Source organism: Methylobacterium sp. 4-46, from assembly GCF_000019365.1.
GTDB lineage: Bacteria > Pseudomonadota > Alphaproteobacteria > Rhizobiales > Beijerinckiaceae > Methylobacterium.
The window spans coordinates 5,584,692-5,610,180 of sequence record NC_010511.1; the positions used below are offsets into that span (position 1 = coordinate 5,584,692).

At 73.1% G+C, this 25,489-nt stretch carries 20 protein-coding genes; 7 read left to right on the forward strand and 13 right to left on the reverse strand.

Going from position 1 to position 25,489, the window contains the following annotated elements; genetic code table 11:
- Positions 1-262: 262 nt before the first annotated feature.
- The 5 genes from M446_RS24490 to M446_RS24510 all read right to left on the reverse strand — a co-directional run bounded on the left by M446_RS24490 (position 263) and on the right by M446_RS24510 (position 6,067).
- Entirely contained in the window at positions 263-1,558 is a 1,296-nt protein-coding gene (locus M446_RS24490; protein WP_012334801.1) for a solute carrier family 23 protein, read from the reverse strand.
- Between the two features lie 77 nt (positions 1,559-1,635).
- A complete protein-coding gene (locus M446_RS24495; RefSeq protein WP_012334802.1) occupies positions 1,636-2,283 on the reverse strand; it encodes a dienelactone hydrolase family protein in 648 nt (215 codons plus the stop codon).
- Positions 2,284-2,479: 196 nt separating this feature from the next.
- Positions 2,480-3,802: an MFS transporter gene (locus tag M446_RS24500; protein WP_012334803.1), complete on the reverse strand. Its 1,323-nt coding sequence runs from the start codon at positions 3,800-3,802 to the stop codon at positions 2,480-2,482.
- A gap of 154 nt (positions 3,803-3,956) precedes the next feature.
- Positions 3,957-4,877, reverse strand: coding sequence for a hydroxymethylglutaryl-CoA lyase (locus M446_RS24505; protein WP_012334804.1), 921 nt, complete (start codon positions 4,875-4,877; stop codon positions 3,957-3,959).
- The gene (locus M446_RS24510) at positions 4,874-6,067 is read right to left on the reverse strand and encodes a CaiB/BaiF CoA transferase family protein (RefSeq protein WP_012334805.1); all 1,194 of its coding nucleotides are present in this window, start codon (positions 6,065-6,067) and stop codon (positions 4,874-4,876) included. The genes M446_RS24505 and M446_RS24510 overlap by 4 nt, the downstream gene beginning before the upstream one ends.
- A 692-nt stretch (positions 6,068-6,759) precedes the next feature.
- Between M446_RS24510 and M446_RS24515 the strand changes: the two genes are divergently transcribed.
- The gene (locus tag M446_RS24515) at positions 6,760-8,739 is read left to right on the forward strand and encodes a methyl-accepting chemotaxis protein (RefSeq protein WP_012334806.1); all 1,980 of its coding nucleotides are present in this window, start codon (positions 6,760-6,762) and stop codon (positions 8,737-8,739) included.
- A 162-nt stretch (positions 8,740-8,901) separates the two neighbouring features.
- Here M446_RS24515 and M446_RS24520 read toward each other — a convergent pair whose 3' ends face one another.
- The gene (locus M446_RS24520; protein WP_012334807.1) at positions 8,902-9,828 is read right to left on the reverse strand and encodes a LysR family transcriptional regulator; all 927 of its coding nucleotides are present in this window, start codon (positions 9,826-9,828) and stop codon (positions 8,902-8,904) included.
- A gap of 171 nt (positions 9,829-9,999) precedes the next feature.
- Here M446_RS24520 and M446_RS24525 point away from each other — a divergent pair, with 171 nt between their 5' ends.
- On the forward strand, positions 10,000-10,398 hold the full coding sequence (locus M446_RS24525) for a DoxX family protein (protein ID WP_012334808.1): 399 nt from the start codon (positions 10,000-10,002) through the stop codon (positions 10,396-10,398).
- 42 nt (positions 10,399-10,440) lie between these two features.
- Here M446_RS24525 and M446_RS24530 read toward each other — a convergent pair whose 3' ends face one another.
- Positions 10,441-11,943: a leucyl aminopeptidase gene (locus M446_RS24530; protein WP_012334809.1), complete on the reverse strand. Its 1,503-nt coding sequence runs from the start codon at positions 11,941-11,943 to the stop codon at positions 10,441-10,443.
- A gap of 257 nt (positions 11,944-12,200) precedes the next feature.
- Here M446_RS24530 and lptF point away from each other — a divergent pair, with 257 nt between their 5' ends.
- Genes lptF through rsmA form a run of 5 tightly spaced genes read left to right on the forward strand, consistent with a single transcriptional unit; the run spans position 12,201 to position 19,031 of the window.
- Positions 12,201-13,367 carry an LPS export ABC transporter permease LptF gene (gene lptF, locus M446_RS24535; RefSeq protein WP_012334810.1) on the forward strand — a complete coding sequence of 389 codons (1,167 nt, stop codon included), beginning with the start codon at positions 12,201-12,203 and terminating at the stop codon, positions 13,365-13,367.
- A gap of 7 nt (positions 13,368-13,374) precedes the next feature.
- Positions 13,375-14,463: an LPS export ABC transporter permease LptG gene (lptG, locus tag M446_RS24540; RefSeq protein ID WP_012334811.1), complete on the forward strand. Its 1,089-nt coding sequence runs from the start codon at positions 13,375-13,377 to the stop codon at positions 14,461-14,463.
- 44 nt (positions 14,464-14,507) lie between these two features.
- A complete protein-coding gene (locus tag M446_RS24545; RefSeq protein WP_043701601.1) occupies positions 14,508-17,123 on the forward strand; it encodes an LPS-assembly protein LptD in 2,616 nt (871 codons plus the stop codon).
- A 25-nt stretch (positions 17,124-17,148) separates the two neighbouring features.
- Complete coding sequence (gene pdxA / locus M446_RS24550; protein ID WP_012334813.1) at positions 17,149-18,162, forward strand: 4-hydroxythreonine-4-phosphate dehydrogenase PdxA; 1,014 nt, start codon at positions 17,149-17,151, stop codon at positions 18,160-18,162.
- An 11-nt stretch (positions 18,163-18,173) separates the two neighbouring features.
- A complete protein-coding gene (gene rsmA, locus M446_RS24555) occupies positions 18,174-19,031 on the forward strand; it encodes a 16S rRNA (adenine(1518)-N(6)/adenine(1519)-N(6))-dimethyltransferase RsmA (protein WP_012334814.1) in 858 nt (285 codons plus the stop codon).
- Between the two features lie 179 nt (positions 19,032-19,210).
- Here the strand turns inward: rsmA and M446_RS24560 are convergent, their stop codons facing one another.
- From M446_RS24560 to sufC, 6 genes are all read right to left on the reverse strand, one after another.
- Entirely contained in the window at positions 19,211-20,161 is a 951-nt protein-coding gene (locus M446_RS24560; protein ID WP_012334815.1) for a TIM44-like domain-containing protein, read from the reverse strand.
- 205 nt (positions 20,162-20,366) lie between these two features.
- A complete protein-coding gene (locus tag M446_RS24565; RefSeq protein WP_012334816.1) occupies positions 20,367-21,497 on the reverse strand; it encodes an ATP-binding protein in 1,131 nt (376 codons plus the stop codon).
- A 139-nt stretch (positions 21,498-21,636) separates the two neighbouring features.
- Positions 21,637-21,990 carry an SUF system Fe-S cluster assembly protein gene (locus M446_RS24570; protein WP_012334817.1) on the reverse strand — a complete coding sequence of 118 codons (354 nt, stop codon included), beginning with the start codon at positions 21,988-21,990 and terminating at the stop codon, positions 21,637-21,639.
- An 8-nt stretch (positions 21,991-21,998) separates the two neighbouring features.
- Positions 21,999-23,240 (reverse strand): cysteine desulfurase, encoded by a 1,242-nt coding sequence (locus M446_RS24575; protein ID WP_012334818.1) that lies wholly within the window; start codon positions 23,238-23,240, stop codon positions 21,999-22,001.
- A gap of 143 nt (positions 23,241-23,383) precedes the next feature.
- Complete coding sequence (locus M446_RS24580; protein WP_012334819.1) at positions 23,384-24,703, reverse strand: SufB/SufD family protein; 1,320 nt, start codon at positions 24,701-24,703, stop codon at positions 23,384-23,386.
- A 2-nt stretch (positions 24,704-24,705) separates the two neighbouring features.
- Positions 24,706-25,458 (reverse strand): Fe-S cluster assembly ATPase SufC, encoded by a 753-nt coding sequence (gene sufC / locus M446_RS24585; RefSeq protein WP_012334820.1) that lies wholly within the window; start codon positions 25,456-25,458, stop codon positions 24,706-24,708.
- Positions 25,459-25,489 lie beyond the last annotated feature (31 nt).

The following is a 25,489-nucleotide window of genomic DNA, read 5'->3' on the forward strand; positions in this document are numbered from 1 at the left end:
GTAATGCGCGCGCGTGATCCGCGGCCGCGCGCCAAGGATTGCGGTCGTCCCGGGCGCGGGCGGGGCCTCTGAGCGAACAGGACCGATCCCGTGGCCCGGTCTGCCCTGAGAAAGGTTGCGCTCAAGGCGATTGACGCTGCGCCATTACGGCACGGAGGGGGCGGGCCGGGGCGCCGGGCCGGTGCCTGCGCGGCGCCGGCCGGGACAGGTGGCACGCGGATTGCTGCCGGGCCCGGCGGGGCGGCCGGCCCGGCGGTCGGGCTCAATCCGGCTCGTCCCGCAGGAGGTGGTAGAGCAGGATCGAGGCGGCGGTCGCCGTGCCGATGCCGCCGAGCCGGAACTGACCGAGGCTCACCGTGAAGTCGCCGGCCCCGAGCACCAGGGCGGTGCCGACGGTGAGCAGGGTCCGGGTGCGCGAGAAATCGACCCGGTTCTCCACGAAGATGCGCCCCGCCGTGGCGGCGATCAGGCCGAACACCACCACCGCCAGGCCGCCGATCACCGGGCCGGGGATCAGCAGGATCGCGGCGCCGAATTTCGGCGAGAGCCCGAACAGGATGGCGACGAGGCCGGCGGTGGCGAAGACCAGGGTGGAGTAGATGCGCGTGACCGCCATCACGCCCATGTTCTCCGCGTAGGTGGTCACGCCCGTGCCGCCGAAGGCCCCCGACAGCATCGTGGCGAGGCCGTCGCCGAGGAAGGCCCGGCCCAGATAGGGGTCGAGGTCGCGGCCGGTCATCGCCGCGATGGCCTTCACGTGGCCGAGATTCTCCGCGACCAGCACCAGGGCGACCGGGGCGATCAGCGCGATCGCCGCCGGCTCGAAGACCGGCGCGGCGAAACGCGGCCAGCCGAACCAGGGCGCCTCGGCCACCCGCGCGAGGTCGAGGGGCGGGGCGAGGCCGAGACCGTTCGCGAGGCCGGCATACAGGAGCGTGGCGGCGAGGGCCCCGATCAGCAGGGGCAGCCGCCGGGCGGCGCCCGGCAGCGAGGCGGCGAGCCCCACCGCCGCCACCGTGAAGAGCCCCACCCCCACCGCGAGCCCGGAGCCCGAGATGCCCTTCACGCCGATCGGCGCGAGGTTGAGGCCGATCGCCCCGACGATCGCGCCGGTCACCGCCGGGGGCATCAGCCGGCCGATCCAGGCATGGCCCGCGACCATGACGACGCCGCCGATGAGAGCGTAGAGCGCCCCGGCCGCCACGATGCCCCCGAGCGCCACCGGGAGGTTCGGGTTGGGGCCGCTGCCGCCGTAGCCGGTCGCGGCGATCACCACGGCGATGAAGGCGAAGCTGGAGCCCAGATAGCTCGGCACCCGGCCGCCGACCACGACGAAGAACAGGAGCGTGGCGATGCCGGAGAACAGGATGGCGAGGTTGGGATCGAATCCCATCAGCAGCGGCGCGAGGGCCGTCGAGCCGAACATCGCGACGACGTGCTGGAGGGCGAGCACGAGCATCTGGCCCAGCGGCGGCCGCTCGTCGGACAGGATCACCCCTCCCCGGCTGAGGCGCCAGCGCGGCCATCCCGACGGCCCGTCCCGGTCCCGCTGCTCCATGGCGGCTCCTCCCCCGCGCCTCCTCTGCCGCATCTCCCGCGCGCAGGCCAGCGCGGCGCGGCGCCTCCGGAGCCCCCTCACGCCCCGCTGAGGTGCCGCTGCAGGAAGCGCTGCACCCGCGCCGCGGCGTCGAACTGCGCGGCCCCGACCAGGGCGTGCCCCTGGTCGGGATAGATCCGGATCTCGTGGGGGGTGCCCTGCTCCGCCAGCAGGCGGGCGATCGCGTGGGCCTGCGCGACCGGCACGATCGGATCGCGCGCCCCGTGCAGGATCAGGGTCGGCGGCAGGCGCGGCCGGCGCGCCGCGAGCCCCTCGGGCAGGGGCCCGAAATAATCGACGATCGCCCTGATCCCGGCCAGGGAGGCGGCCGTCTCGAAGGCCAGGGCCGCGCCGAGCGAGACCCCCACGAGGCCGATCCGCTGCGCGTCCACGCCGGGCTGGCGCGCGAGCCAGCCGACCGCGTCGCGCACCGTCCCGGCCCAGAGCGGGAAATCCTGCCGGAGCCGGGAATAGGCGACCCGGCGGTCGCCGGTGCGGTCGAGGTAGTGCACGAAGCCGACCGGGTAGCCCGCGGCCGCGAAGGTGCGGGCCGCCAACCGGTAGCCCTCCGCGAAGCTGAGCCCGTCCGCCCCGTGCAGGAGGAGGAGGGCCGGGGCGGCCGGCCCGCCCCCCGCCGCGAACCACTCCACCGCGATCCGCGTCCCGCCACTCGTGAAGCTCAGCATGCTCCGGCCTCGAATCCCGCCCGCTGGTCGTCGCCCCGGCCGCACCAACTCGCGGTCCGCGGCGAAGGATGCGGGGCGGGGGCCGGAGGACTCGTACCAAATCCGCTTGATCCCTTCGGGATGGCGGATTTGGGCTTCGCTCAGGCGCCGCGCGGGCTCGTGATCCGGGATCCGCTTCGATCAAGCGGATCCCGGATCAGGCGGCCCGGTCGCTCCGGCGCAGGCTCTCCGGCATCGCGGTGAGCAGCAGGATGGCGGCGAGCAGGCAGAGCGCGCCGATGCCGTAGAGGGCCGGCGTGGTCGAGCCGGTCAGGTCCTTGACCCAGCCGACCATCACCGGGCTGACGATGCCGCCGAACTGGCCCAGCGTGTTGATGAGCGCGATGCCGCCCGCCGCGCCGACCCCGGTGGTGAGCTTCGCCGGCAGCGTCCAGAAGGCCGGGATCGAGGCGATGATGCCCGAGCCGAGCAGGGCGAGCGCCAGCATCAGCGGCACGATCTGGCGGTCGAACAGGCCGGCGGCGAAGAAGCCGAGCGCCGCCGCGACGGCGAGGGCCGCCACGAATTTCGGCCGCTCGCCCGAGGCGTCGGACAGGCGCCCGACCACCACCATGCTGATCGCGCCGCAGATGTAGGGGATCGCCGTCAGCAGGCCGACCGAGGCCGCCGCGCCGCCGCTCGCGGTCTTGATCAGGTCCGGCCCCCAGAAGTTCAGGCCGTAGGAGCCCACCTGCAGCAGGAAGTACACGAAGGCGATGAGCAGGAAGCCCGGCTGCCGGATCGCGCCCCAGAGCGAGTGGTCGCCGATGTCGCGGTTGTGGTGGGCGATGCGCGAGGCGAGCAGGTCCTTCTCGCGCGCCGAGAGCCAGCGCGCGTCCGAGACCCGGTCCTCGAGGCGGGTCAGGACCAGCGCGCCGAGGAGGAGGCAGGGCAGGCCGCCGGCCAGGAAGAGCCACTGCCACCCGGTGAGCCCGAGGGCACCGTCGAGGCCGCCGAGGATCAGGCCGGCCAGCGGCGCCCCGAAGATCCCCGAGAAGGCCGAGGCCACGAACATGAAGGAGGTGATGCGGCCGCGATGCGAGGCCGGGAACCACAGGGTGAGGTAGTACAGGATGCCCGGGGCGAAACCCGCCTCCATCGCGCCGATCACGAAGCGCAGGGCGTAGAAGTGCCATTCCGCGCGGATGAAGATCATCAGCGCGGTGGCGATGCCCCAGGAGATCATGATGCGGGCGATCCAGCGCCGCGCCCCCACCCGGTAGAGCATCAGGTTCGAGGGCACCTCGAAGATGACGTAGCCGACCACGAACATGCTGGCGCCGAGACCGTACGCCACGTTGCTGAAGCCGAGGTCGCTCTGCAGCTGGAACTTGGCGAAGCTGATGTTGATGCGGTCGAAGAAAGCGACCATGTAGCAGATCATGATGAGCGGCATCAGCCGCCACGCGACCTTGCGGACGACGCTCCGCTCCGTGACCTCATCGATTCCGGCGAGCGGGCCGGCGGTGGCGATGGCCATCGTTTCCTCCTGGTTTGGATGGGCGCACGCGCCCGTGAGGGGCCGCGTCGTCGCGCATGGGGGGGAGCGCGGGGCCGCCTTCGGACGGGCGGCTTCCCGCGCGGGTCATTCCAAATCCGCTTGATCCCTTCGGGATGGCGGATCTGGGCTTCGCTCAAGCGCCGCGCGGGCTCGGGTGGAGGTCGCAGGGCCGGCCGGCCTTGGCGACCTGGCCCGGAACGTCGTGCCCGACGAGCCGCGGCAGGTCCCGCGACAGGGCGATCAGGGCCGGGAGGTCGAGGCCGGTGGGCACGCCCATCTCGTGGGCCATGCTCACCAGGTCCTCGGTGCAGATGTTGCCGGTCGCCCCCGGGGCGAAGGGGCAGCCGCCGAGGCCGCCCAGGGCGGCGTCGAAGCGGCGGGCCCCGGCCTCGTAGGCGGCGAGCACGTTGGCGAGCCCGGAGCCGCGGGTGTTGTGGAAGTGCAGCGTCAGCCGCTCCGGCCCGACCAGCGCGAGGGCGCGGGCGACGAGCCGGGCCACCTGCCGGGGATTGGCCATGCCGGTCGTGTCGGCGAGGGTCACCCCGTCGACGCCGAGCGCGCGGTAGCGCTCGACCTGAGCCAGCACCTTGTCCTCGGGCTGCGCGCCCTCGAAGGGGCAGCCGAAGGCGGTCGCCACCGTGGCGTTGACGCTGACGGGCGCGCCCCGCACCGTCTCCATGATCCGCGCGAAGCCGGCGATCGAGGCCTCGGGAGTCATGCCCATATTGGCGCGGTTGTGGGTCTCGCTCGCCGAGGCGACGAGATTGATCTCGTCGGCGCCCGCCGCCAGGGCGCGCTCGGCGCCCCGCGGATTCGGCACCAGGGCCACGTAGGTGGTGCCGGGGCGGCGCCGGATGCCGGAGAAGATTTCGGCCGCGTCGGCGAGGGCCGGCACCGCCTTCGGCGAGACGAAGGAGGAGACCTCGATCCGGCTGAAGCCGCAGGCCGAGAGCGCGTCGATCAGCCGGATCTTCTCCGGGGTCGGCACGAAGGTGGGCTCGATCTGGAAGCCGTCGCGGGTCGCGACCTCCTGGACGATCATGGCGTCGCTCATGCCACCGCTCCCGCGTCGCGCAGGCGGGCGATGCGCTCGGCGTCGAGGCCGAGTTCGGTCAGCACCGCGTCGGTGTGGGCGCCGAGCGCCGGCCCCTGCCAGCGCACCGTGCCGGGGGTCTCGGAGAGCTTGGGCACGATGCCCGGCATCTTCACCCGGGCGCCGCCGGGCAGCTCGGCCTGCAGGATCATGTCGCGGGCCTGGTAGTGCGGGTCGGCGACGATGTCGGCCACCGAGTAGATGCGGCCGGCCGGCACGTCGGCCGCGTCGAGCGCCGCCAGCGCCTCCTCGACGCTGCGCGCCCGCGTCCAGTCCGCGATGGCGTCGTCGAGCATCCCGGCCTGGCGCGAGCGGCCGTCGTTGCTGGCGAGCGCCGGGGCCTCGGCGAGGTCGGGCCGGCCGATCGCCGCCATCAGCCGGCGGAAGATCGGGTCGCTGTTGCCCGCGATGACGACGTAGCCGCCGTCCCGGGTCGGGTAGGTGTTGGAGGGCGTGATGCCGGGCAGCGCGCCGCCCGTCCGCGTGCGGACCTCGCCGAGGAGGTCGTACTCGGGCACGAGGCTCTCCATCACGTTGAACACGCTCTCGACGAGCGACACGTCGATCACTTGGCCGCCGCCCTGGCCGGTCTTCACCCGCAACAGCGCCATCAGGGCGCCGATCACCCCGTGCAGCGAGGCGAGCGTGTCGCCGATGCTGACCCCGACCCGGGCCGGCGGGGCGTCCGGGCTGCCGGTGGTGAAGCGGATCCCGCCCATCGACTCGCCGATGGCGCCGAAGCCCGGGCGGTCGCGGTAGGGGCCGGTCTGGCCGTAGCCCGAGATGCGCACCATCACCAGGTTCGGGTTGAGGGCCGAGAGCACGTCCCAGCCGAGGCCGAGCTTCTCCAGGCCGCCGGGCCGGAAATTCTCCACCACCACGTCGGCGCCGCGGGCGAGGTCGCGGACGATCTCGAGCCCCTCGGGCGACTTCAGGTTGACGGCGATCGACTTCTTGTTGCGCGACTGCAGGTACCACCAGAGCGAGGTGCCCTCGTGCATCTTGCGCCACTTGCGCAGGGGGTCGCCCTGTCCCGGCGGCTCGACCTTGATCACCTCGGCGCCGAACTCCGCCATCAGCCGCGTGGCGAAGGGCGCGGCGATCAGCTGGCCGAGTTCCAGCACGCGAATGCCCGCGAGGGGACCGCTCATGGCCTTTCCTCCATCTTTCCCTGTTGCCGAAGACGTAACGGAGAAGGCGGTCGCGGATCCAACCGCATCTCGCCAATGACCGTTCGCGATTCGAGAACGCGGACGTCCTCCGGCGGGGGCCGCGCGGCGGCGCGGGACCGGCCCCGGGCCGCGACCGTGAGCCTCCTCGGAGCGGGCGGAGCGGCCCGCCGGGCTTCTGCTCGGGAGTCGCGTTCCCGCATCGTGCTCGCCGCCGAACCGGTGACCCCTTCGGCGAATGATGCTCCGCGGCCGCGCCGCGCTGCCGGCACGATGCTCCGCCTGGGCAGTGCCGGAGATCAGGCAATTCGACCGAGATCGCCCGATATCCACCTGTCACGGGGCCGGATCATGCGCCGCGATGGCCTTGCCGCGGCGTGACGAAGCAGGTCTCAGGCACGGCTTCTCTATGATGCCACGCGGCGCGACGGTCTTTGCTGCGACGCAACATGGACCCCGGAACTCTCACCCAGGAGAGACCGGCGCCCATAACCAGACTGCCAAGATAACGCTATCTTAGGACTCGTCACGTCTGATGGCCGGGCCTGATGACGCAAGGTTCGTCACTGAACAATCCGAACCGTCGACTTTTTGAAATAATTCCCAACCTGCGGTCCGGGGCCTCCCCGGCAGCCGAAATCCCCCGACGCGGAACACAGAGCAGAGCAGCGACCATGATGGTTCGACGATTCCTGGGGAGACTGTCGATCGGCGGCCGCTTGACCGCGGCCCTGCTGGCCTGCTCGCTCGCGGCGGTGGCGGTCATCGGTGCCGCGGCGTACCGGCAGCAGCGGGACGCCACCGACCTCGCCGTGGCCGCGGCCCTGGCCGAGCGCTACAAGTCCGTCACGGCCGCGATGGCCGACCGCACGCAGCGCGCCCTCGGCGTCGCCCTGACCCTCGCGCACGACCCCGCGGTCGCGGAGGCGCTGCGCCGCGACGATCGGACAGGCCTGCTGGAGCGCTACCGGCTCCTGTTCGAGCCTCTGAGCGCGGGCCTGAACCTGTCCTTCATCACGATCCACCGGGCCGACGGGACGGCCTTCCTGCGCTACCACGCGCCCGGCACGTTCGGCGACTCGGTCCTGGCGCGCCGCGGCACCGTGCGGGACGCGGTCGCGGCGATGCGCCCTGTGAGCGGCGTCGAGCCCGGCCGCGAGACCATCGCGATCTTCGCGGTCGCCCCGGTCCGCGAGGCCGGCGCCCTGCGGGGCGCGGCGGATGTCGGCCTTCCCTTGGGCGAGCCCTTCCTCGCCGAGATGAAGGGGCAGTACGGGGTGAACCTCGCCATGCACCTCGTGAGGGACGCTGCGGTCACGACGCTCGCCGCCACCTTCCCGGGCAGGACGCTCCTCGATCCGCAGGGCCACGCCGCCGCGATGGGGACCGGGATGCACTGGCGGGAGGCGACCCTCGACGGGCGTCCGGTCGCCGTGATGGCGGGCCCCCTGCGCAACTATGCCGGACAGGCGATCGGCACGATCGAGATGGCGCTCGACATCTCCGACTTCATCGCGGCGCGGCGCGCGGCGATGCTCACGCTGGTCACCGTCCTCGCCGCGGTGGCCGCCGCCGGCGGCCTGGTCGCGCGGCGCGTCACGCGCCACCTCGTGGGGCCGATCCGGGCCATCACCGGAACGATGCACGACCTCGCCGGCGGCCGCCTTCGCACCGAGATCCCGTCGACGGAGCGCCCCGACGAGATCGGCGCGATGGCCCGCTCGCTCCAGGTCTTCCGCGACCAGCTGATCGAGGCCGAGGCGCTGCGCGGCGCGCAGGCCGAGGGGCTCGCCGACCGCGAGCGGCGGACCGCCGTGATCGACGACCTCGTCAAGCGCTTCGACGCGTCGGTGGAGGCCGTGCTCTGCCGCGTCTCGGCGGCCGCGACGGAGCTGCAGGCCACGGCCGGGCAGCTGACCGCCACGGCGGGGGGCACGGCCCGGCAATCCGCCGCGGTGGCGCAGGCCGCCGGCGAGGCCGCCCAGAACGTCGTCACGGTCTCGGGCGCCGCCGAGGAGCTCGCATCCTCCGTGAGCGAGATCGCCCGCCAGGTCGAGCGCACCGAGAGCATGGCGCGGGGGGCGGCGACGGAGGCGACCCAGGCCGGCGCCATCGTCGCGGACCTCTCGAACGCCGCGAACAAGATCGGGGAGGTGATCGGGCTCGTCTCCGGCATCGCGCAGCAGACGAACCTGCTCGCGCTCAACGCGACGATCGAGGCGGCCCGGGCCGGCGAGGTCGGCAAGGGTTTCGCGGTGGTCGCCGCCGAGGTGAAGGCGCTGGCGGCCCAGACCTCCCGCGCCACGACGGAGATCGGCGAGCAGGTGGTGTGGATCCAGACCTCCACCGGACGGGCCGTCGAGGCGATCGGCCGCATCGCCCAGACGATCGGCTCCCTCAACGAGACGACGCAGGCGGTGTCCGGCACGATGCGCCAGCAGCACGCGGCGACCGGCGAGATCCTCGGGGCGGTGACCTGCGCCTCCGGCCGGACCAGCGAGGTGACGGCGACGATCCGGGAGGTCTCGGACGCCGCCGCCCATACGGGGGGCGCGGCGGGCCAAGTGCTGGACGCCTCCTCCGAGCTCGCGGCGCAGACCGAGACCCTGCGCGGGCAGGTCCAGAGCTTCCTCGCCGCCTTCCGGGCCGCCTGAGGGCGCGCCCGCCGGGCCGCCTGAGGGCGCGCCCGGACGCTCGCGTCGCGTCGCCGGCGAGACGACCTCGCTCGCCCTGCAGGGCGTAGGATCCCGCTCTCCGGCCCTCCGTTCCGCACGGTCTCGGCGGCCGGATCCTCCGTCACGCTGGAGAACGCCGCCTCATGAGGCGGAGGCCGCGAGGTGGTCGCGCAGCAGGGTGGCGGCCGGCGAGAGCCGGCCGGGCCGCGTCACCAGCCGCAGCTCGCGCCGCGCCCAGGCATCGGAGAGCGGGACGGCGACGAGCTGCATCGCGGCGCCGAACAGGCCGACGACGCGCTCCGGCACCACCGCGAGGCCCATATCGGCCTGGACCATGCGGCAGACCGCGTCGAAACCGGGGACGTGCACCCGCAGCCTGAGCGGGCGGCCGACGCGCTGCGCCTCGGCCCGCACGCTGTCGTGGATCGAACTCGCCGCGTGCAGGCCGACGAAGTCGTGGTCGAGCGTCTCCGCGAAGGCGAGCTCGGCCCTGTCCGCCAGGGGATGCCCGGCCCGCATCACCACCACCAGCCGGTCGCGGCGGTAGAGGTGGGTGGCGAGGCCCTGGGCCGGCACGCTGGCCGAGCAGATCCCGATCTCGGCCGCGCCCTCGGCCACGCCGCGCACCACGCCGGTGCTGGGGCGCTCCTCGAGGTCGATGCGGATGGCGCCCTGCGCGGCCAGGAAGGCGCGCAAATCCTCGGGCAGGAACTGCACGATCGCCGAGAGGTTCGCGAGCATCCGGACGATGCCGCGCACGCCCTTGGCGTGCTCGGCGAGTTCGAGGGCGATCCGGTCCGCGCTCGCCAGCATGCGGCGGGTGTGGTGCAGCAGCGTCTCGCCGGCCGGGGTCGGCCGCATGCCCCGCGGCTCGCGGGTGAGCAGCGCGCAGCCGAGGGCGTGTTCCAGCTCGGCGAGGCGCTTGCTGACCGCCGAGGGGGCGATGGCGGCGCGGCGCGCGGCGCCGTTGAGGGTGCCCTCCTCGCAGATGGCGGCGAAGAGCCGGAGCGTCTTCAGGTCGAGGCGGCTCAGCGTGGCGGCGGCGGGGTGGTCTCCGGGAGCGGCCATGGGCCTCCAGGCGGCGGGCGGGACGGCGCGGGCCCGCCATCGTCGCCGCGCGCGGGGCGCCGGTCCAGCCCGGCGGCCGCCCGCGACGCAACACGGCACGACATCCCGCCGCAACGCGCGCGCCCTAGGCCTCCCCGCCCGGGCCGCCACTGGCCCCGGAGGGAGATCGCGATGAACGCCACACGACGCGGGATGCGGACGGGGAGCTTGGTGCTGCGGGGCCTGATCACGGCCGTCTTCGTGCTCGCGGCCGGAATGAAATTCGCCGCGGTCCCGTTCGAGGTGTCGGGCTTCCTGCGCTTCGGCTACCCGCTCTGGTTCATGTACGCGGTCGGCGCGGCGCAGCTCGCCGGAGCGGCGCTGCTCTGGATCCGGGGCGCGACGGCCCTCGGCGCTTTCCTGCTCGCGGCGATCATGGCGGGCGCGGTCGGGAGCCACCTGCGGGCGGGCGACCCGCTGCCGATGGCCCTCCCCGCGCTCGTGCTCCTCGTCCTGCTCGCCGGCCTGACGTGGTCCCGCCGGCACGAACTCGTCGCGCCGCGGCCGCGCGTGGCGGCCGAGCGGGCCTGATCGCCGTCCCGGTCCGGCGGGCCGCGCCCGCCGGGGCGGAGCTCAATCCTCGTAGTGGTCGCGCACCAGGCGGTCGAGGAGGCGCACGCCCCAGCCCGACCCCCAGGAGCGGCTGATCTCGCTCGACGGCGCGTTCATGCCGACCCCGGCGATGTCGAGATGCACCCAGGGCACGTCGTTCACGAAGCGCTTGATGAACTGCGCCGCCGTCGCCGAGCCGCCGTGGCGCCCGCCGGTATTCTTCATGTCGGCGAATTTCGAGTCGATCAGCTTGTCGAAGCCCGGAGCGAGCGGCATGCGCCAGACCTTCTCGCCCGTCGCCTCGCCGGCCGCCGACAGCCGCGCCGCGAGTTCGTCGCTGGTGCTGAACATCCCGGCGTATTCCTGGCCGAGCGCGACCAGGATGGCGCCGGTCAGCGTCGCGAGGTCGATCATGAACTTCGGCTTGGCCTCCTGCTGGACGTAGGTGATCACGTCCGCCAGGACGAGGCGGCCCTCCGCGTCGGTGTTGATGATCTCGATCGTCTGGCCGGAGAGCGAGGTGACGATGTCGCCCGGGCGCTGGGCCTTGCCGTCGGGCATGTTCTCGACGATGCCGATGGCGCCGAGCGCGTTGACCTTGGCCTTGCGGGCGGCGAGGGCCTGCATCAGCCCGACCACGCAGGCGGCGCCGGCCATGTCGCCCTTCATGTCCTCCATGCCGCCGCTCCCCTTGATGGAGATGCCGCCGGAATCGAAGCACACGCCCTTGCCGATGAAGGCGACCGGCGGCTCCGAGGGATCCTCGGCGCCGTTCCAGCGCATGATGACGGTGCGCGCCTCCTTGCCCGAGCCCTGCGCCACCGCGAGGAGCGCGCGCATGCCGATCCGGCGCATCGCCTTCTCGTCGAGGACCTCGACGGCGATTCCGAGCTTCGCCAGCGGCTCGGTGCGCCGGGCGAACTCCTCCGGGTCGAGGACGTTCGGCGGCTCGTTGACGAGTTCGCGGGCGAGGATCACCCCGTCCGCCACCGCCTCGGCGGCGCGCAGGAGCTTCTTGAGCGCGCCGGGCTCGGCCGTCAGCACCGTGACCTTGGCCCCGCCGGCCTCCTCGCCCTCGCCCTTCTTGCTCTTGTAGCGGTCGAACTTGTAGGCCCGCAGGCGCAGGCCGAGGGAGAAGTCCGCCGCCGCCTCGGGGGTCGGGGCCCCGCCGGCCCAGTCGAGGACCACGACGGCCTGCCGCCCGCCGACCTTGCCGGCCACGACGCCGCCCAGCGCGGCCCAGTCGAGCTTGGCCCGCTCCGCCTCGGGCCCGAGCCCGACCACGACCAGCCGGTCCGCCCGCAGCCCTGCCGGCGCGGTCACCGCGATGGCGCTGTTCGCCTTGCCCTTGAAGCGCTCGACGGCCGCCGCCCGCGCCAGGATGTCGCCGGCCCCGGCGCCCGCCACCTCCGCGGCGCGGGCGGAGAGGGCGAGATCCTCGCCGACGAACACGACGAGGTCGCTGCCCTGCTCGGCCCTGGCCGATCCGAAGGACTCGAACGCGATGCTGATGCCGTCCGCCATGACGCTGCTTTCAATCCCTTGGGAAACCCGGAGGCGCCGGAAAGCCCCTGTGTAGCCAAGGCCCGCGCCGGAAGGCAACGCGCCGCCCGCGCGTCGCCCGGCCGCGCATTCGCCGCGCCCGGCATGCCGAGGCACGCCGGACACAGGAGCGCCCGCAAAAGGCCGCGTTCCGGGTGCTTCCATCGAAAGCGCTTGTGCGGGGAAGCCCCCCGGCTTAACGCAGGAGCCGCGGAAGGGGGCCCGACCGCACCGAGCCGATGAAGCAGATCGAGCGATACATCTTCCGCATCGCCCTCGGCGCCTTCCTGGCCTGCCTGGCGGGCCTCACCGGCGTGATCTGGGTGACGCAGGCCTTGCGCGAGCTCGACCTCGTGACCGCCAAGGGCCAGACCGTGCTGATCTTCTTCCTGATCACCGGCCTGTCGATCCCGGCGCTCCTCACGGTCGTGGCGCCCGTCGCCCTGTTCATGGCGGTGGTGCACGCGCTCAACCGCCTCAACGGCGATTCCGAGCTGATCGTGATGAGCGCGGCCGGGATGTCGCCGCGCCAGCTCCTGCGCCCCTTCCTGACCCTGGCGCTGATCGTGAGCGCGGCGCTCGGCTTCCTGACCATCCAGGTGCTGCCGTCGAGCTTCCAGGAGCTGCGCGACCTCCTCACCCGGGTGCGCGGCGACTTCATCGCCAACGTCGTGCAGGAGGGGCAGTTCACCAGCCTCGACAACGGCATCACCTTCCACTTCCGCGAGAGCGCGCCGGGCGGCGTGCTGCTCGGCATCTTCATGCAGGACCGCCGGGAGGCCGGGCGCAGCGTGACCTACCTGGCCGAGCGCGGGCAGGCCCTCGACCTCGACGGGCAGACCTACCTCGTCCTGGAGAAGGGCAGCATCCACCGCCAGCAGCAGAACAGCCGCGACGCCTCGATCATCAGCTTCGCGCGCTACGCGGTCGACCTCGCGGCCTTCACGCCGCCCGACACGGACACGGTCTACAAGCCGCGGGAGCGCTCGACGGCGCAGCTGCTGTTCCCCGACCCGAACGAGCACTACTACAAGCTGGTGAAGGGGCGGTTCCGGGCCGAGCTGCACGACCGGCTCACCAGCTGGCTCTACCCGCTGGCGATGGCGCTGATCGCCTTCGCGGCGCTCGGCGACCCGCGCACCACCCGCCAGGGGCGGGGGCTCGCCATCGCCGCGGCGGTGGCGGCGGTGGTGGCGCTGCGGATCGCGGGCTTCGCGGCGGCGAGCGCGGCCGTGCGCAGCCCCGGGGCCGCCGCCGCCCTCTACGCGGTGCCCCTCCTCGCCGGCCTCGCGGCGCTGCTCGTGGCCTTCCACGGCAACCGGGTGCGGGCCTTCAACGCGGCCCTGGCGCTGCGGCTGCGCCACGTCGGGGCCGGGCTGCCGCGGCTGCGGCCGAGCCACGGCTGAGGCCGCCATGCTGATCGGCGCCACCCTCGGCCGCTACATCGCGGCCCGCTTCCTGCGCATGATCGCCGGGGTGTTCCTGACGGTCTTCGCCCTCGTCTACACCCTCGACTTCGTCGAGCTGATGCGGCGCGCCGGCGAGGCGCCCGGGGCGAGCGCGCTCACGGTCGCGCATCTCTCCCTGCTGCGCACGCCCGCGGTCGCCGAGCAGATCATGCCCTTCGCGATCCTGTTCGGCGCGATGGGGGCGCTGCTCCAGCTCAGCCGCAAGCTCGAACTGGTGGTGGCGCGGGCCGCCGGCATCTCGGCCTGGCAGTTCCTGCAGCCGGGCGTGCTCGTCGCGGTGGGGATCGGGGCCCTGATGGTCGGGGCCTACAACCCCCTGGCGGCCTCCCTCAAGCAGCGCTCGACGCAGGTCGAGGCCCGGATCTTCGCCCGCTCCACCAAGGGGGGCCTGAGCAACGACCTCTGGATCCGCCAGCGCAGCGTCGACGGGCAGGCGATCGTGCGGGCGAGCACCGCCATCGAGGGCACGACCTCGCTCGCGGGCGTCACGATCTTCACCTTCGACGCGCAGGGCGCCTTCGGCCAGCAGATCGAGGCCCGCCGGGCCACCCTGCACGACGGCTACTGGGAGCTGCAGGACGCGCGCGTCCTCACTCAGGATTCGGGGCCCGAGAGCTACGACACCTACCTGGTCGCCTCGAACCTCGCCCCGAGCCAGGTCCGCCAGCGCGTCACGCCCCCGGATTCCGTGCCTTTCTGGCAACTGAGCGAGACGATCGCGCGCAGCGAGCGGGCCGGGCTCGACGCCGCGCGCTATCGTCTGCAGCGGGCGGTGCTCCTCGCCCGGCCGATGCTGTTCGTCGCGATGGTGCTGGTGGCCGCCTCCGTTTCATTAAGATTCTTCCGCTTTGGTGGCATCGGCAGGATGGCGCTGGCGGGTGTGGCGGCGGGCTTCGCGCTCTACGTCGCCCGGCAGGTCATGGAGGGCCTCGGCGCCTCGGGGATCGTCGCGGCCCCCGTGGCGGCGTGGTTCCCGGCCGTGGTAGGGAGTCTGCTCGGTACGCTCGCGCTTCTGTACCAGGAGGATGGCTGATGCCTTCCCCTCGGACGGGCGACGCGACGGCAACGGGTGCGGGGATGGGTCGAGTCGTGCGTAGGAGCGCCCTCCGGGTGGCCTCCCCGGTGCTGGCGACGCTGCCGGCCCTCGCCCTGGCGGCGGGGCTGCCGGACGCGGCGCGCGCCCAGCCCACCCTCAACGACCGCATCAACGCGGGCGCCTCCAAGAGCGCGAACCAGCAGCGCCTCCTCGTGGAGGCGCAGGAACTCGTCTACGACAACGACCGCAACACGGTCTCGGCGGTCGGCAATGCCGAGCTGCATTACGGCGCCCGCACGCTGCTGGCCGACCGGGTGCGCTACGACCGCGACAGCGGCCGGGTCTTCGCCGAGGGCAACGTCCGGCTCACCGACGAGACCGGCGCCGTCGTCACCGGCGACCGGATGGAGCTGACGGACGATTTCCGCAACGGCTTCATCGACTCCCTGCGCCTGCAGCAGACGATCTCGCCGCGCGGGCGGGTGGCGCGGGTGCGGTTCTCGGCCCCGCGGGCCGAGCGGGTCGACGGCGAGACCACCACCTTCGAACGCGGCACCTACACGGCCTGCGAGCCCTGCAAGGACCATCCCGAGCGCCCGCCCCTCTGGCAGGTCAAGGCCGCGCGGATCATCCACAACAATCAGGAGCGGCGCATCTACTACGAGGATGCCTCGATCGAGATCGGCGGCATCCCGGTCGCGTACCTGCCCTACTTCTACACCTCGGACCCGACGGTGCGGCGCGAGACCGGCTTCCTCACGCCCCACTTCGTGAATTCGAGCGTGTTCGGCTACGGCATCGGCACGCCGTTCTTCTGGAACATCGCGCCCGACTACGACCTGACGGTCACGCCGACCTTCTCGACCAAGCAGGGCGTGCTCGGCCAGCTGGAGTGGCGCCAGCGCCTCGCCAACGGCTTCTACAACCTGCGGCTCAGCGGCATCTTCCAGTCGACGCCGAGCGTCTTCCTCGCCTCGCCGCTCGGGCCGGGCGACCGGGAATTCCGCGGCTCGATCGAATCGGCGGGCCAGTTCTACCTGAGCCCGCAATGGCGCGCGGGCTGGGACGTGGTCGGCGTCACCGACAAGTGGTTCCTCGACAATTACCGCATCCGCAACCAGGCCATCTCCACCGACTATTTCCGCGAGGCGGTCTCCACCGCCTACCTGATCGGCCAGGGCGACCGCTCCTGGTTCGAGGCGCGGGCCTACTACTTCAAGGGCCTGTCGACCTACGACTGGCAGAAGCAGCAGCCGATCGTCGCCCCGGTGATCGACTACGACAAGCGCGTCAACGGCCCCGACCCGCTCGGCGGCGAGGTGCGCGTGCAGATGAACTTCCAGAACCTGACGCGCGACGCGACCCAGTACCAGGAGGTGCCGCGCACCCGGTCCTACCTGCTGTCGCCGAGCCTCTACGGGATCTCCTACCCGCTCTACCCGACCTGCACGGTCTTCGAGCGCGGCCAGTGCGTGGTGCGCGGCCTCGCCGGCACCGACACCCGCCTCTCCACCCAGGTCTCCTGGCGACGGGAATTCATCGACGAGTTCGGGCAGGTCTGGCAGCCCTTCGCGTACCTGCGCACCGACGCCTTCTACGTCGACCCGAACACGAGGTCGTACCAGAACAGCCAGATCACCAACCTGTTCTCGCCCGACGTCGACTTCTCCGGCCGGGTGACGCCGGCGGTCGGGCTGGAATACCGCTACCCGTTCGTGGCCGATCTGGGCGGGCTCGGGGTGCACACGGTGACGCCGATCGCCCAGGTGATCGCGCGGCCGAGCGAGACGCATATCGGGCGGCTGCCGAACGAGGACGCCCAGAGCCTCGTCTTCGACGACACCTCCCTGTTCCAGTGGGACAAGTTCTCGGGCTACGACCGCGTCGAGGGCGGCGTGCGCGCCAATCTGGGCGCCGAGTACGCCATCACCACCCGGACGGGCTTCCACCTCAACGCCATGTTCGGCGAATCGATCGCGGTGGCGGGCGTGAACTCCTTCCGGCGCGGCGACATCGCCAATGTCGGGCTGAATTCGGGGCTGGAGACCCAGGGCTCGGACTTCGTGTCCCGGCTCCAGGTCTCGCCGAACCAGAACATCAGCTTCATCACCCGGGCGCGCTTCGACAACGACACCTTCGCGCTCAAGCGGCTGGAGACCGGCATCTTCGCCAAGCTGTCGCCCTTCCTGCCCCTCGACACCTCGCTGCTCTACGCCCGCTACGCCGCCCAGCCGGCGCTCGGCTACGATTACCGGCGCGAGGGCATCCAGGCCGCGGCCACCTACAGCATCACGCCGAACTGGTTCATCACCGGCTCGCTGCTCCTCGACCTCTCGCACTACCTCGAAGTGCGCGACCAGTACGCCGCCTCGCTCGAGGCCTACCTGCTCAACCCGGTCGGCACGCCGCCGGTCTACGCCAAGGGTAACAAGTTCTACGTCTCGTCGGCGCAATTCGGGTTCGGCTACCGGGACGAGTGCACGACCGTGTCGCTGAGCTACTATACCTCGCCGATCGAGACGGCGGTGGGCCTGCGCGAGCGGAACCAGACCGTGCTGCTGCGCCTTGAGCTGCGCACGCTCGGCGAGGCGAACCTGCGCCAGAACCTGAATTCCAGCACGACCACGGACGGGATCGCCACGACGACGGTGCGGTGACGGCCCGGCCGGCAGGAGACGCGCCATGCGCCAGATCCTCGCCCTGACCCAGGGCGACCCGGCGGGCATCGGCCCGGAGATCGCGCTCAAGGCCTGGGCCTCCCGCGAGGCGGCGGGGCTGGCGCCCTTCGTGCTGATCGGCGACCCGGACTTCATGGCGGAGCGGGCCGCGCGCCTGGGCCTCGCCGTGCCGGTCGCGGCCGCCGCGCCCGAGGAGGCCGCCGCCGCCTTTTCCCGGGCGCTCCCGGTCTGGCCGCTGGGCGAGCGGGTGCGGGCCGAGCCCGGCCGCCCCGACCCGGCGACGGCGCCCGCGACCCTGGCCTCGATCGAGGCGGCGGTGCGGCTGGTGCGCGAGGGCCGGGCGGCGGCCCTGGTCACGAACCCGATCGCCAAGCACGTGCTCTACGCGGCGGGGTTCCGCCATCCCGGCCACACGGAGTACCTCGCCGCCCTCGCGGCGGGGCCCGACGGCGTCGCGCCGCGGCCCGTGATGCTGCTGTGGTCGGAGCTGCTGGCGGTGGTGCCGGTGACGATCCACGTGCCCCTGCGGCAGGTGCTGGAGCTGCTGACCGAGGACCTCGTCGTCGAGACGGCCCGCATCGTCGACCGGGATCTGCGGGCGCGGTTCGGCCTCGCGCGGCCGCGGCTGGTCCTGGCCGGCCTCAACCCGCACGCGGGCGAGGAGGGCGGCATCGGCCACGAGGACAGGGACGTGCTCGCCCCGGCGGTGGCGCGGCTGCGCGCCGAGGGGATCGAGATCCGCGGCCCGCTCCCCGCCGACACGCTGTTCCACGCCCGGGCGCGGGCCGGCTACGACGTCGCCCTCGCCCCGACCCACGACCAGGCGCTGATCCCGATCAAGACGCTGGCCTTCGACGAGGGGGTGAACGTGACGCTCGGCCTGCCCTTCCTGCGCACCTCGCCGGACCATGGCACGGCCTTCGACATCGCCGCGCGCGGCATCGCCGAGCCCGCCAGCCTGATCGCGGCGCTGCGCCTCGCCGGGCGCCTGGCGGCGGCCGGCCGCCCGGCCGCGTGAGCGCGGACGGGATGAGTGCGGACGCGGTGAGCGCGGACGGGCTGCCTCCCCTGCGGGAGGTCGTGCGGGCGCACGACCTGATGCCCCGCAAGGCGCTCGGCCAGAACTTCCTGTTCGACCTCAACCTGACGGGCCGGATCGCGCGCGCGGCCGGGCCGCTCGCGGGCGTGACCGTGGTGGAGGTCGGCCCGGGACCGGGCGGGCTCACCCGCGCGCTCCTCGCCGAGGGCGCGGCCCGGGTGGTCGCGATCGAGCGCGACGAGCGGGCGCTGCCGGCCCTGGCCGAGATCGCCGCGCATTACCCGGGCCGGCTCACCGTGGTCCAGGCGGACGCGCTCGCCTTCGACCCGCGCCCGCTCGTCGGCGCGGGGCCGGCGCGGATCGTGGCGAACCTGCCCTACAATGTCGGCACGGCGCTGCTGACCGGCTGGCTCGCCGCGGAGGCGTGGCCGCCCTGGTTCGACTCGCTGACCCTGATGTTCCAGCGCGAGGTGGCCGAGCGCATCGTGGCCGACGAGCGCGACCGGGCGAATTACGGGCGGCTCGGGGTCCTGTGCGGCTGGCGGACGCAGGCGCGCATCCTGTTCGACGTCCCGCCCTCCGCCTTCGTGCCGCCCCCGAAGGTGACGTCGAGCGTGGTGCGGCTGGTGCCGCGCGCCGCGCCCCTGCCCTGCCGGGTGCGGGCGCTGGAGGCGGTGACGGGCGCGGCCTTCGGCCAGCGCCGCAAGATGCTGCGCCAGAGCCTGCGGGCCGCGACGCCGGATCCCGGCCCGCTCCTCGCCGCCGCCGGCATCCCCGAGACGGCCCGGGCCGAGGAGGTGCCGGTGGCGGGCTTCGTGGCGATGGCGCGGGCGCTCGCGCCGCCGTGAGCGCCCGTCGGCGAGGGCGGCCCGCCGGCGGAGCCTCGGCCGTCAAGAAGGCGCGGGTCGGCGGCAGGACCGCGACGAGCCGGATCGGCGTCGCGAACAGCGCGGACGAGGCCGGTCGCGGGAGCGGAGGATGCCCCGAACGGCGAGGGCGGGGGGCCTGCGGGCCCCCCGCGCGCCGGTCAGCGGGTCTGCTGGATCGCCGAGAGCAGCCAGGGCCCGCCGCGGTCGCGGCGGAAGGTCCAGATCTCGACCGCCTCCGGATCGCCGTTGGCGACGACGCGGCCCGAGCCGCGCTCCACGGTCACGTCGCGCAGGGCGTAGCGCATGGCCACCGTGGCGTAGTCGGTCGGGCCCTCGCGCCACGCCTCCGACAGGTCGCCCTGCAGGAGCTTCACGTCGGCGATGCGGTTGATCACGCCGCGGGCGGCGTTGGCCTGCAGCTCCTCGGTGAAGTAGCCGGCCATCTCGGGCGTCGCGAGGCGGCGGAGCGTCCCCACATCCTCGGCGCCGTAGGCGAGCTGGATCTGGGTCAGGGAGCGCTCGAAGGCCTCGAAATCGGCCGGGCTGATGCCGACCTGATCGCGCTGCGGCGGCCCGGCCGGGCGCGCGCCGCCCCCGCCGAGGCCCGTCATCGGGTTCGGGCCCGGAGGCGGGCCGGAGCGGGCGTAGCCGCCGGCCATGGCCGGCTCGGCCTGGCGCCGCCGGAAGAAGCGCACCGCCAGCATCACGAGGCCGACCAGCAGGCCGACCTGGAGCAGGAAGCCCAGGAAGGAGCCGAAGCCGCCGATGCCGCCGAAGAAGCCGCTGCCGAGGAGCGCGCCGAGCAGGCCCGCGCCGAGAAGGCCGGCGAAGAAGCCGCCGCCGAAGCGCGGCCGGGCCGGCTGCGGCGCGTAGCCGGGATTGTTCATGGTCGGGCCGGGGGCCGTCTGCGAGCGCTGGATCGGGCCGGACATGCCGGGAGCCGTGGTGGTCGGGGCCGGCGCCGAGTAGGTGCGCGAGCCGCGCGAGCCCATCCCGGAGCCCGACGAGCCGCCTGGACGCGCCTCGCCGGCCGTCGACGCCACGGCCATCAGGGCCGCGAGACCGAGGGCCGCCGCCGTCCGGCGGCCGCGGGAGAAGGTGGTCATCATCGGTTCAATTCGCCTCACGCAGTCTACTCGGGCGAGGATCGCCCTCGCAGGATATGGGGAGCGTCGCTTCGCAGTAAAAGGGAGGGCGCGGGGCGCCCCACCCAGCGTCTAGGGTGGTCCGAGATGCGCACCATCTGCGAGGGCGGGCAGTTCCGCCAGGACGAAATTTTTTTCGCCCCCCGGATTAACCCGGACGTGTTCTTCGTCAGGCCGCGGCCCCGGGACGGGGCGGGCGGGGCGGATCGGCGGCCGGGAAGCTGAGGCGCAGAATCGTGCCCTCGCCGAGGGTGCTGCGCAGCCCGACCGCGCCGCCCTGGCGCTTCATCAGCGCGTGGAGGATGGCGAGCCCGGTGCCGCGGCCGGGCTCGCGGGTGGTGAAGAAGGGTTCGAGGGCGCGGGCCAGCACCTCGGGGGGCATGCCGCTGCCCGTATCGGCGATGGTCAGCACCACGTGGCGGCCGAGGGTGCCGTCCGCCGCGACGCCCTCGCCGCCGTGGTTGGCGGTGGTCAGGGTGACGCGGCCGCCCTCCGGCATCGCCTCGCGGGCGTTGGTGAGCACGACCGCGAGGATGAACTCGGTCTGGACCGGGTCGAGGCAGGCCGGCCACAGCGCCTCGTCGAGGGCGAGGGTGAGCGCGACGCCCTCGCCCAGGATCGCGCGGGCGCGGGGCTCGCAGCCGCGCAGGAGGGCGTTGAGGTCGGTCGCGCGCGGCTCCGGCCGGTGCTTGCGCGAGAAGGCGAGGAGGTGGCGGGTCAGGGCCGAGGCGCGCTCGGCCGCGTCGGTGGCCCGGGTGAGCGCGCGCTGCACGAAGGGGTCCGGGTGCTCGCCGAGGCGGCGCTTCAGGCCGTCGACGTAGCCGACCAGGATCTGCAGCAGGTTGTTGAACTCGTGGGCGACGCCGTTGGTGAGCTGGCCCAGGGCCTCGCGCCGCTGCGCCTGGGCGAGGGCGGATTCGAGGTCGCGGCGGCGGGAGACGTCGAGCCACTGGACGAGGCGCAGGTCCGGCGCGCCGTCGATGGGCGAGAGGTGGAGCGAGGCCCAGAAGCTGCACCCGTCGCGGCGGCGCAGGAGCAGGTCCGCGCTCGCGGCCGCGTCGCCGCGCAGGAGCGCCCGCAGGGCGCCCGCATTCTCCGCGTCGGCGCCGAGGGCCGCGAGGGCCTGCCCGGCGAGGGCCTCCGGCTCCTCGCCGAGGGCGCGGGCGGCGGCCGCGTTCGCCCGGCGGATCGCCCCGTCGCGGCCCAGCAGCAGCGACGGCAGGGGCGAGGCGCCGAGCGCGGTCCATATCAGGGCGAAAGGGGCCTCCGGCGCAGCCTCGGGCGCGAGCAGATCCGACACGTCAGCCCCTCGCTGGCGGCGGTGGCGGACCCGCCGCGCGTCGTTCCGGCGCGGCCGGCGGCCGGCCGCGCCCGGATCCTACGCCGGCGCCGGCGGCCAGGCGAGTCGCCGCGACCGGGCGGGTCGCCGCGACCGGCCGCTACCACATGTCGAGGGCGACGCGGGCCTCGTCGGACATCCGGCTCTGGTCCCAGGGCGGGTCGAACACCATGGTGACGGTGCAGCCCTGCACGCCCGGCACGGCCGCGACGGCGTTCTCCACCCAGCCCGGCATCTCGCCCGCGACCGGGCAGCCCGGGGCGGTGAGCGTCATGTCGATCGCCACGTGGCGGTCGTCGCTGATGTCGACCTTGTAGATCAGGCCGAGCTCGTAGATGTCGGCCGGGATCTCCGGGTCGTAGACGGTCTTGAGGGCGGCCACGATGCCGTCGGTGAGCCGGTCGAGCTCGTCCGGCGGCAGGGCGGAGCCGGTCTCTGGCGCGGTGTCGGTCATCGGGGTCCCTACGCGAACATCATCTCGGCCTTGGCGAGCGCCGCGACCAGCGCGTCGACCTCGTCCCGCGTATTATACAGTCCGAACGAGGCGCGACAGGTCGATGTGGTGCCGAAACGACTGAGCAGCGGCATCGCGCAATGGGTGCCGGCCCGCACCGCCACGCCCTGGCGGTCGATCACCGTGGCGATGTCGTGGGCGTGCGCGCCCTTCATCTCGAAGGAGATCACCGCGCCCTTGGACCGCGCCCGCCCGATGATGCGCAGCGCGTTCATCTCCGAGAGGCGCTGATGCGCGTAGGCCGAGAGGGCGGCCTCGTGCGCGGCGATCCTCTCGCGGCCGAGATTCATCATGAATTCGAGGGCGGCCCCGAGGCCGACCGCCTCGACGATCGCCGGGGTGCCGGCCTCGAAGCGGTGCGGCGGCTCGTTGTAGGTGATGGCGTCCTCGGTGACGGTCTGGATCATCTCGCCGCCGCCCTGGTAGGGGGGCAGGCGCTCCAGCCACTCCTTCTTGCCGTAGAGCACGCCGATGCCGGTCGGCCCGTAGACCTTGTGGCCGGTGAAGACGAAGAAGTCGCAGCCGAGATCCTGCACGTCGATGCTCTGGTGCACGGCGCTCTGGGCGCCGTCGAGGAGCACCGGCACGCCGTGCGCGTGCGCGATGCGCACGATCTCCTTGGCGGGGGTGATCGTGCCGAGCACGTTCGACATGTGGGTGATGGCCACCATGCGGGTGCGCGGCGTGAACAGCTTCTCGAAGGCCTCGACCAGGAAGTTGCCCTCGTCGTCGACGGGCGCCCACTTGATCACCGCGCCCCGGCGCTCGCGCAGGAAGTGCCAGGGCACGATGTTGGAATGGTGCTCCATGATCGACAGGATGATCTCGTCCCCCTCCCCGATCAGGCCGGCCCAGCCCATCGACGAGGCGACGAGGTTGTAGGCCTCGGTGGCGTTGCGGGTGAAGATGATCTCGTCCGTCGAGCGGGCGTTGAGGAACAGCCGCGCGGTCTCGCGGGCGCCCTCGTAGCCCTCGGTGGCGGCGTTCGCCATGAAGTGCAGGCCGCGATGGACGTTGGCGTAGGCCGTCTCCATCGTGCGGGTCATGGCCTCGATCACCACCCGCGGCTTCTGGGCCGAGGCGGCGTTGTCGAGGTAGACGAGGGGCTTGCCGTAGACCGTCCGCGACAGGATCGGGAATTCGGCCCGGATCGCCGCGACGTCGTAGGGCGGGAGGACGGGTGCGTTCATCGCGTGTCGCTCTCTGGTCTCCGGGGCCGGGATGGCCTTCCCGGGAACGGGACCGCGCGGACTCGCCTCACCCGCTCCGGGGAGGCTCCCGCGCGATCCCGGCGCTCACCGCCGCGCGGCGAGCCAAGTCTCCGCCGCGGCGCTCATCGCCGCGCGGCGAGCCAGGTCTCCACCGCGGCGATCATCGCCGCGCGGGCGCCCTCGTGGGTGACGGCCTCGATGGCCTCGCCCAGGAAGGCCTGGATCATCAGCCCCTCCGCCTCGGCCCGCGGCAGCCCGCGCGCCATCAGGTAGAAGAGCAGGTCCTCGTCCGGCGCCCCGCAGGTCGCGCCGTGGCCGCAGGCCACGTCGTCGGCGAAGATCTCCAGCTCCGGCTTGTTCATCATCTGCCCCTCGTCGCTGAGGAGGAGGCAGTCGGACTTCATCTTGCCGTCGGTCTTCTGGGCGACCTGCGCGACGATGATCTTGCCCTGGAACACGCCGGTGGCGTCGCCGTCGATCACGGTCTTGAACTGCTCGCGGCTGATGCCGCCGGGGGCGGCATGGTCGGCGAGCAGCGTCGAATCCCCGAGCTGCCCGTCCTTCAGCATGGTGGCGCCGTTGACCTGCGCGGTCGCCTCCGCGCCGGCGAAGAGCAGGAAGATCTGGTGGCGCGCGAAGGCGGCTCCGGTCGCGACGTTCACGGTCTCCAGGTGCGACTTGGCCCCGAGCTTGACCGAGAGGGTCGAGAGGGCGACCGCCCCGCCGCCCTCGCGGTTGAGCCGCGCGTGCCGCAGGGTGGCGCCGTCGCCGACCACCGCGTCGAGGGCGTCGTTCGGCTGGTAGCCGACGCCGTCCGGCCCCTCGTGGCTCTCGACCAGGGTCAGCGCCGCCCCCCCCTCCAGCACCACGAGGGTGCGGGTGGCGGTGGAGAAGGCCTCCGCGCCGGTGCCGACGAAGCGCAGGTGCAGCGGCCGCTCCGGCCTGGCGCCGGCCGTGACCCGGATCAAGGCCCCGTCCGCCATGAAGGCGGTGTTGAGCTGGTAGATCGGATTGTCGCGGGCCTGCGCCACCGGCGTGAACTCGGCCGTGAGGGCGTGGCCGTCGGTCAGCGCCTCGACCAGGGGCACGACCTCGACGCCGTCCGGCATCGCGCCGAGATCCGACAGGGCCGGGACGAGGTGGCCGTTGACGAAGGTCAGCCGCGCCGCCTCGACGGTGGCGAAGCCCTCCGCCCGCACGATCGCGGTGCGGGCCGCCTCCGGGCTCGGCGGCTCGGCGGGCGCCGCCGCCTCGCGCAGGGCCGCCCTGAGGTCGGAATACTTGAAGGCCTCGACGCGGCGATGGGGCAGGCCCGCCGCCTCGAAGAAGCGGAAGGCCTCCTCGCGGGCGATGGCCGAGCCCGGCAGCTTCAGGCGCCGGACCTGGAACAGGGCGGCGAGGCCGGTCTCGGCCGCATTGCGCAGGGGGGTGATCTCCGCCATGGTCACGCCGCCTCCGCGCCGCGATACTCGGCGTAGCCGCTCGCCTCGAGTTCGAGGGCGAGTTCCTTGCCGCCCGACTTCACGACCCGGCCCTGGGACATCACGTGCACGGTGTCGGGCACGATGTGGTTGAGGAGCCGCTGGTAGTGGGTGATGACGAGGAAGCTGCGCTTGGGGTCGCGCAGGGCGTTCACGCCCTCGGAGACGATGCGCAGGGCGTCGATGTCGAGGCCGGAATCGGTCTCGTCGAGGACGCAGAAGCGCGGCTCCAGCAGCGCCATCTGGAGGATCTCCATGCGCTTCTTCTCGCCGCCGGAGAAGCCGACGTTGAGGGCGCGCTTGAGCATCTCGCGGTTGATCTCGAGCCGGTCGGCGGCGCCGTAGACGCGGCGCATGAAGTCGGGCGTGGACAATTCGTCCTCGCCGCGGGCCTTGCGCTGCGCGTTCAGCGCCGCCTTGAGGAAGGTCATGGTGGCGACGCCCGGGATCTCCAGCGGGTACTGGAAGGCCAGGAAGATGCCGGCGGCGGCGCGCTCGTCGGGGGCCATCTCCAGGATGTTCTCGCCGTCGAGCAGCACCTCGCCGTCCAGCACCTCGTAATCGGCCTTGCCGGCGATCACGTAGGAGAGGGTCGACTTGCCGGAGCCGTTCGGGCCCATGATGGCCGCGATTTCACCGTCGGCCACCGTGAGGTCGAGGCCGTTGAGGATGCGCTTGTCCTCGATCTGGACGACCAGGTTCTTGATTTCGAGCATGAATCTTCACCGTTCAGGGGGACGGCCGGGA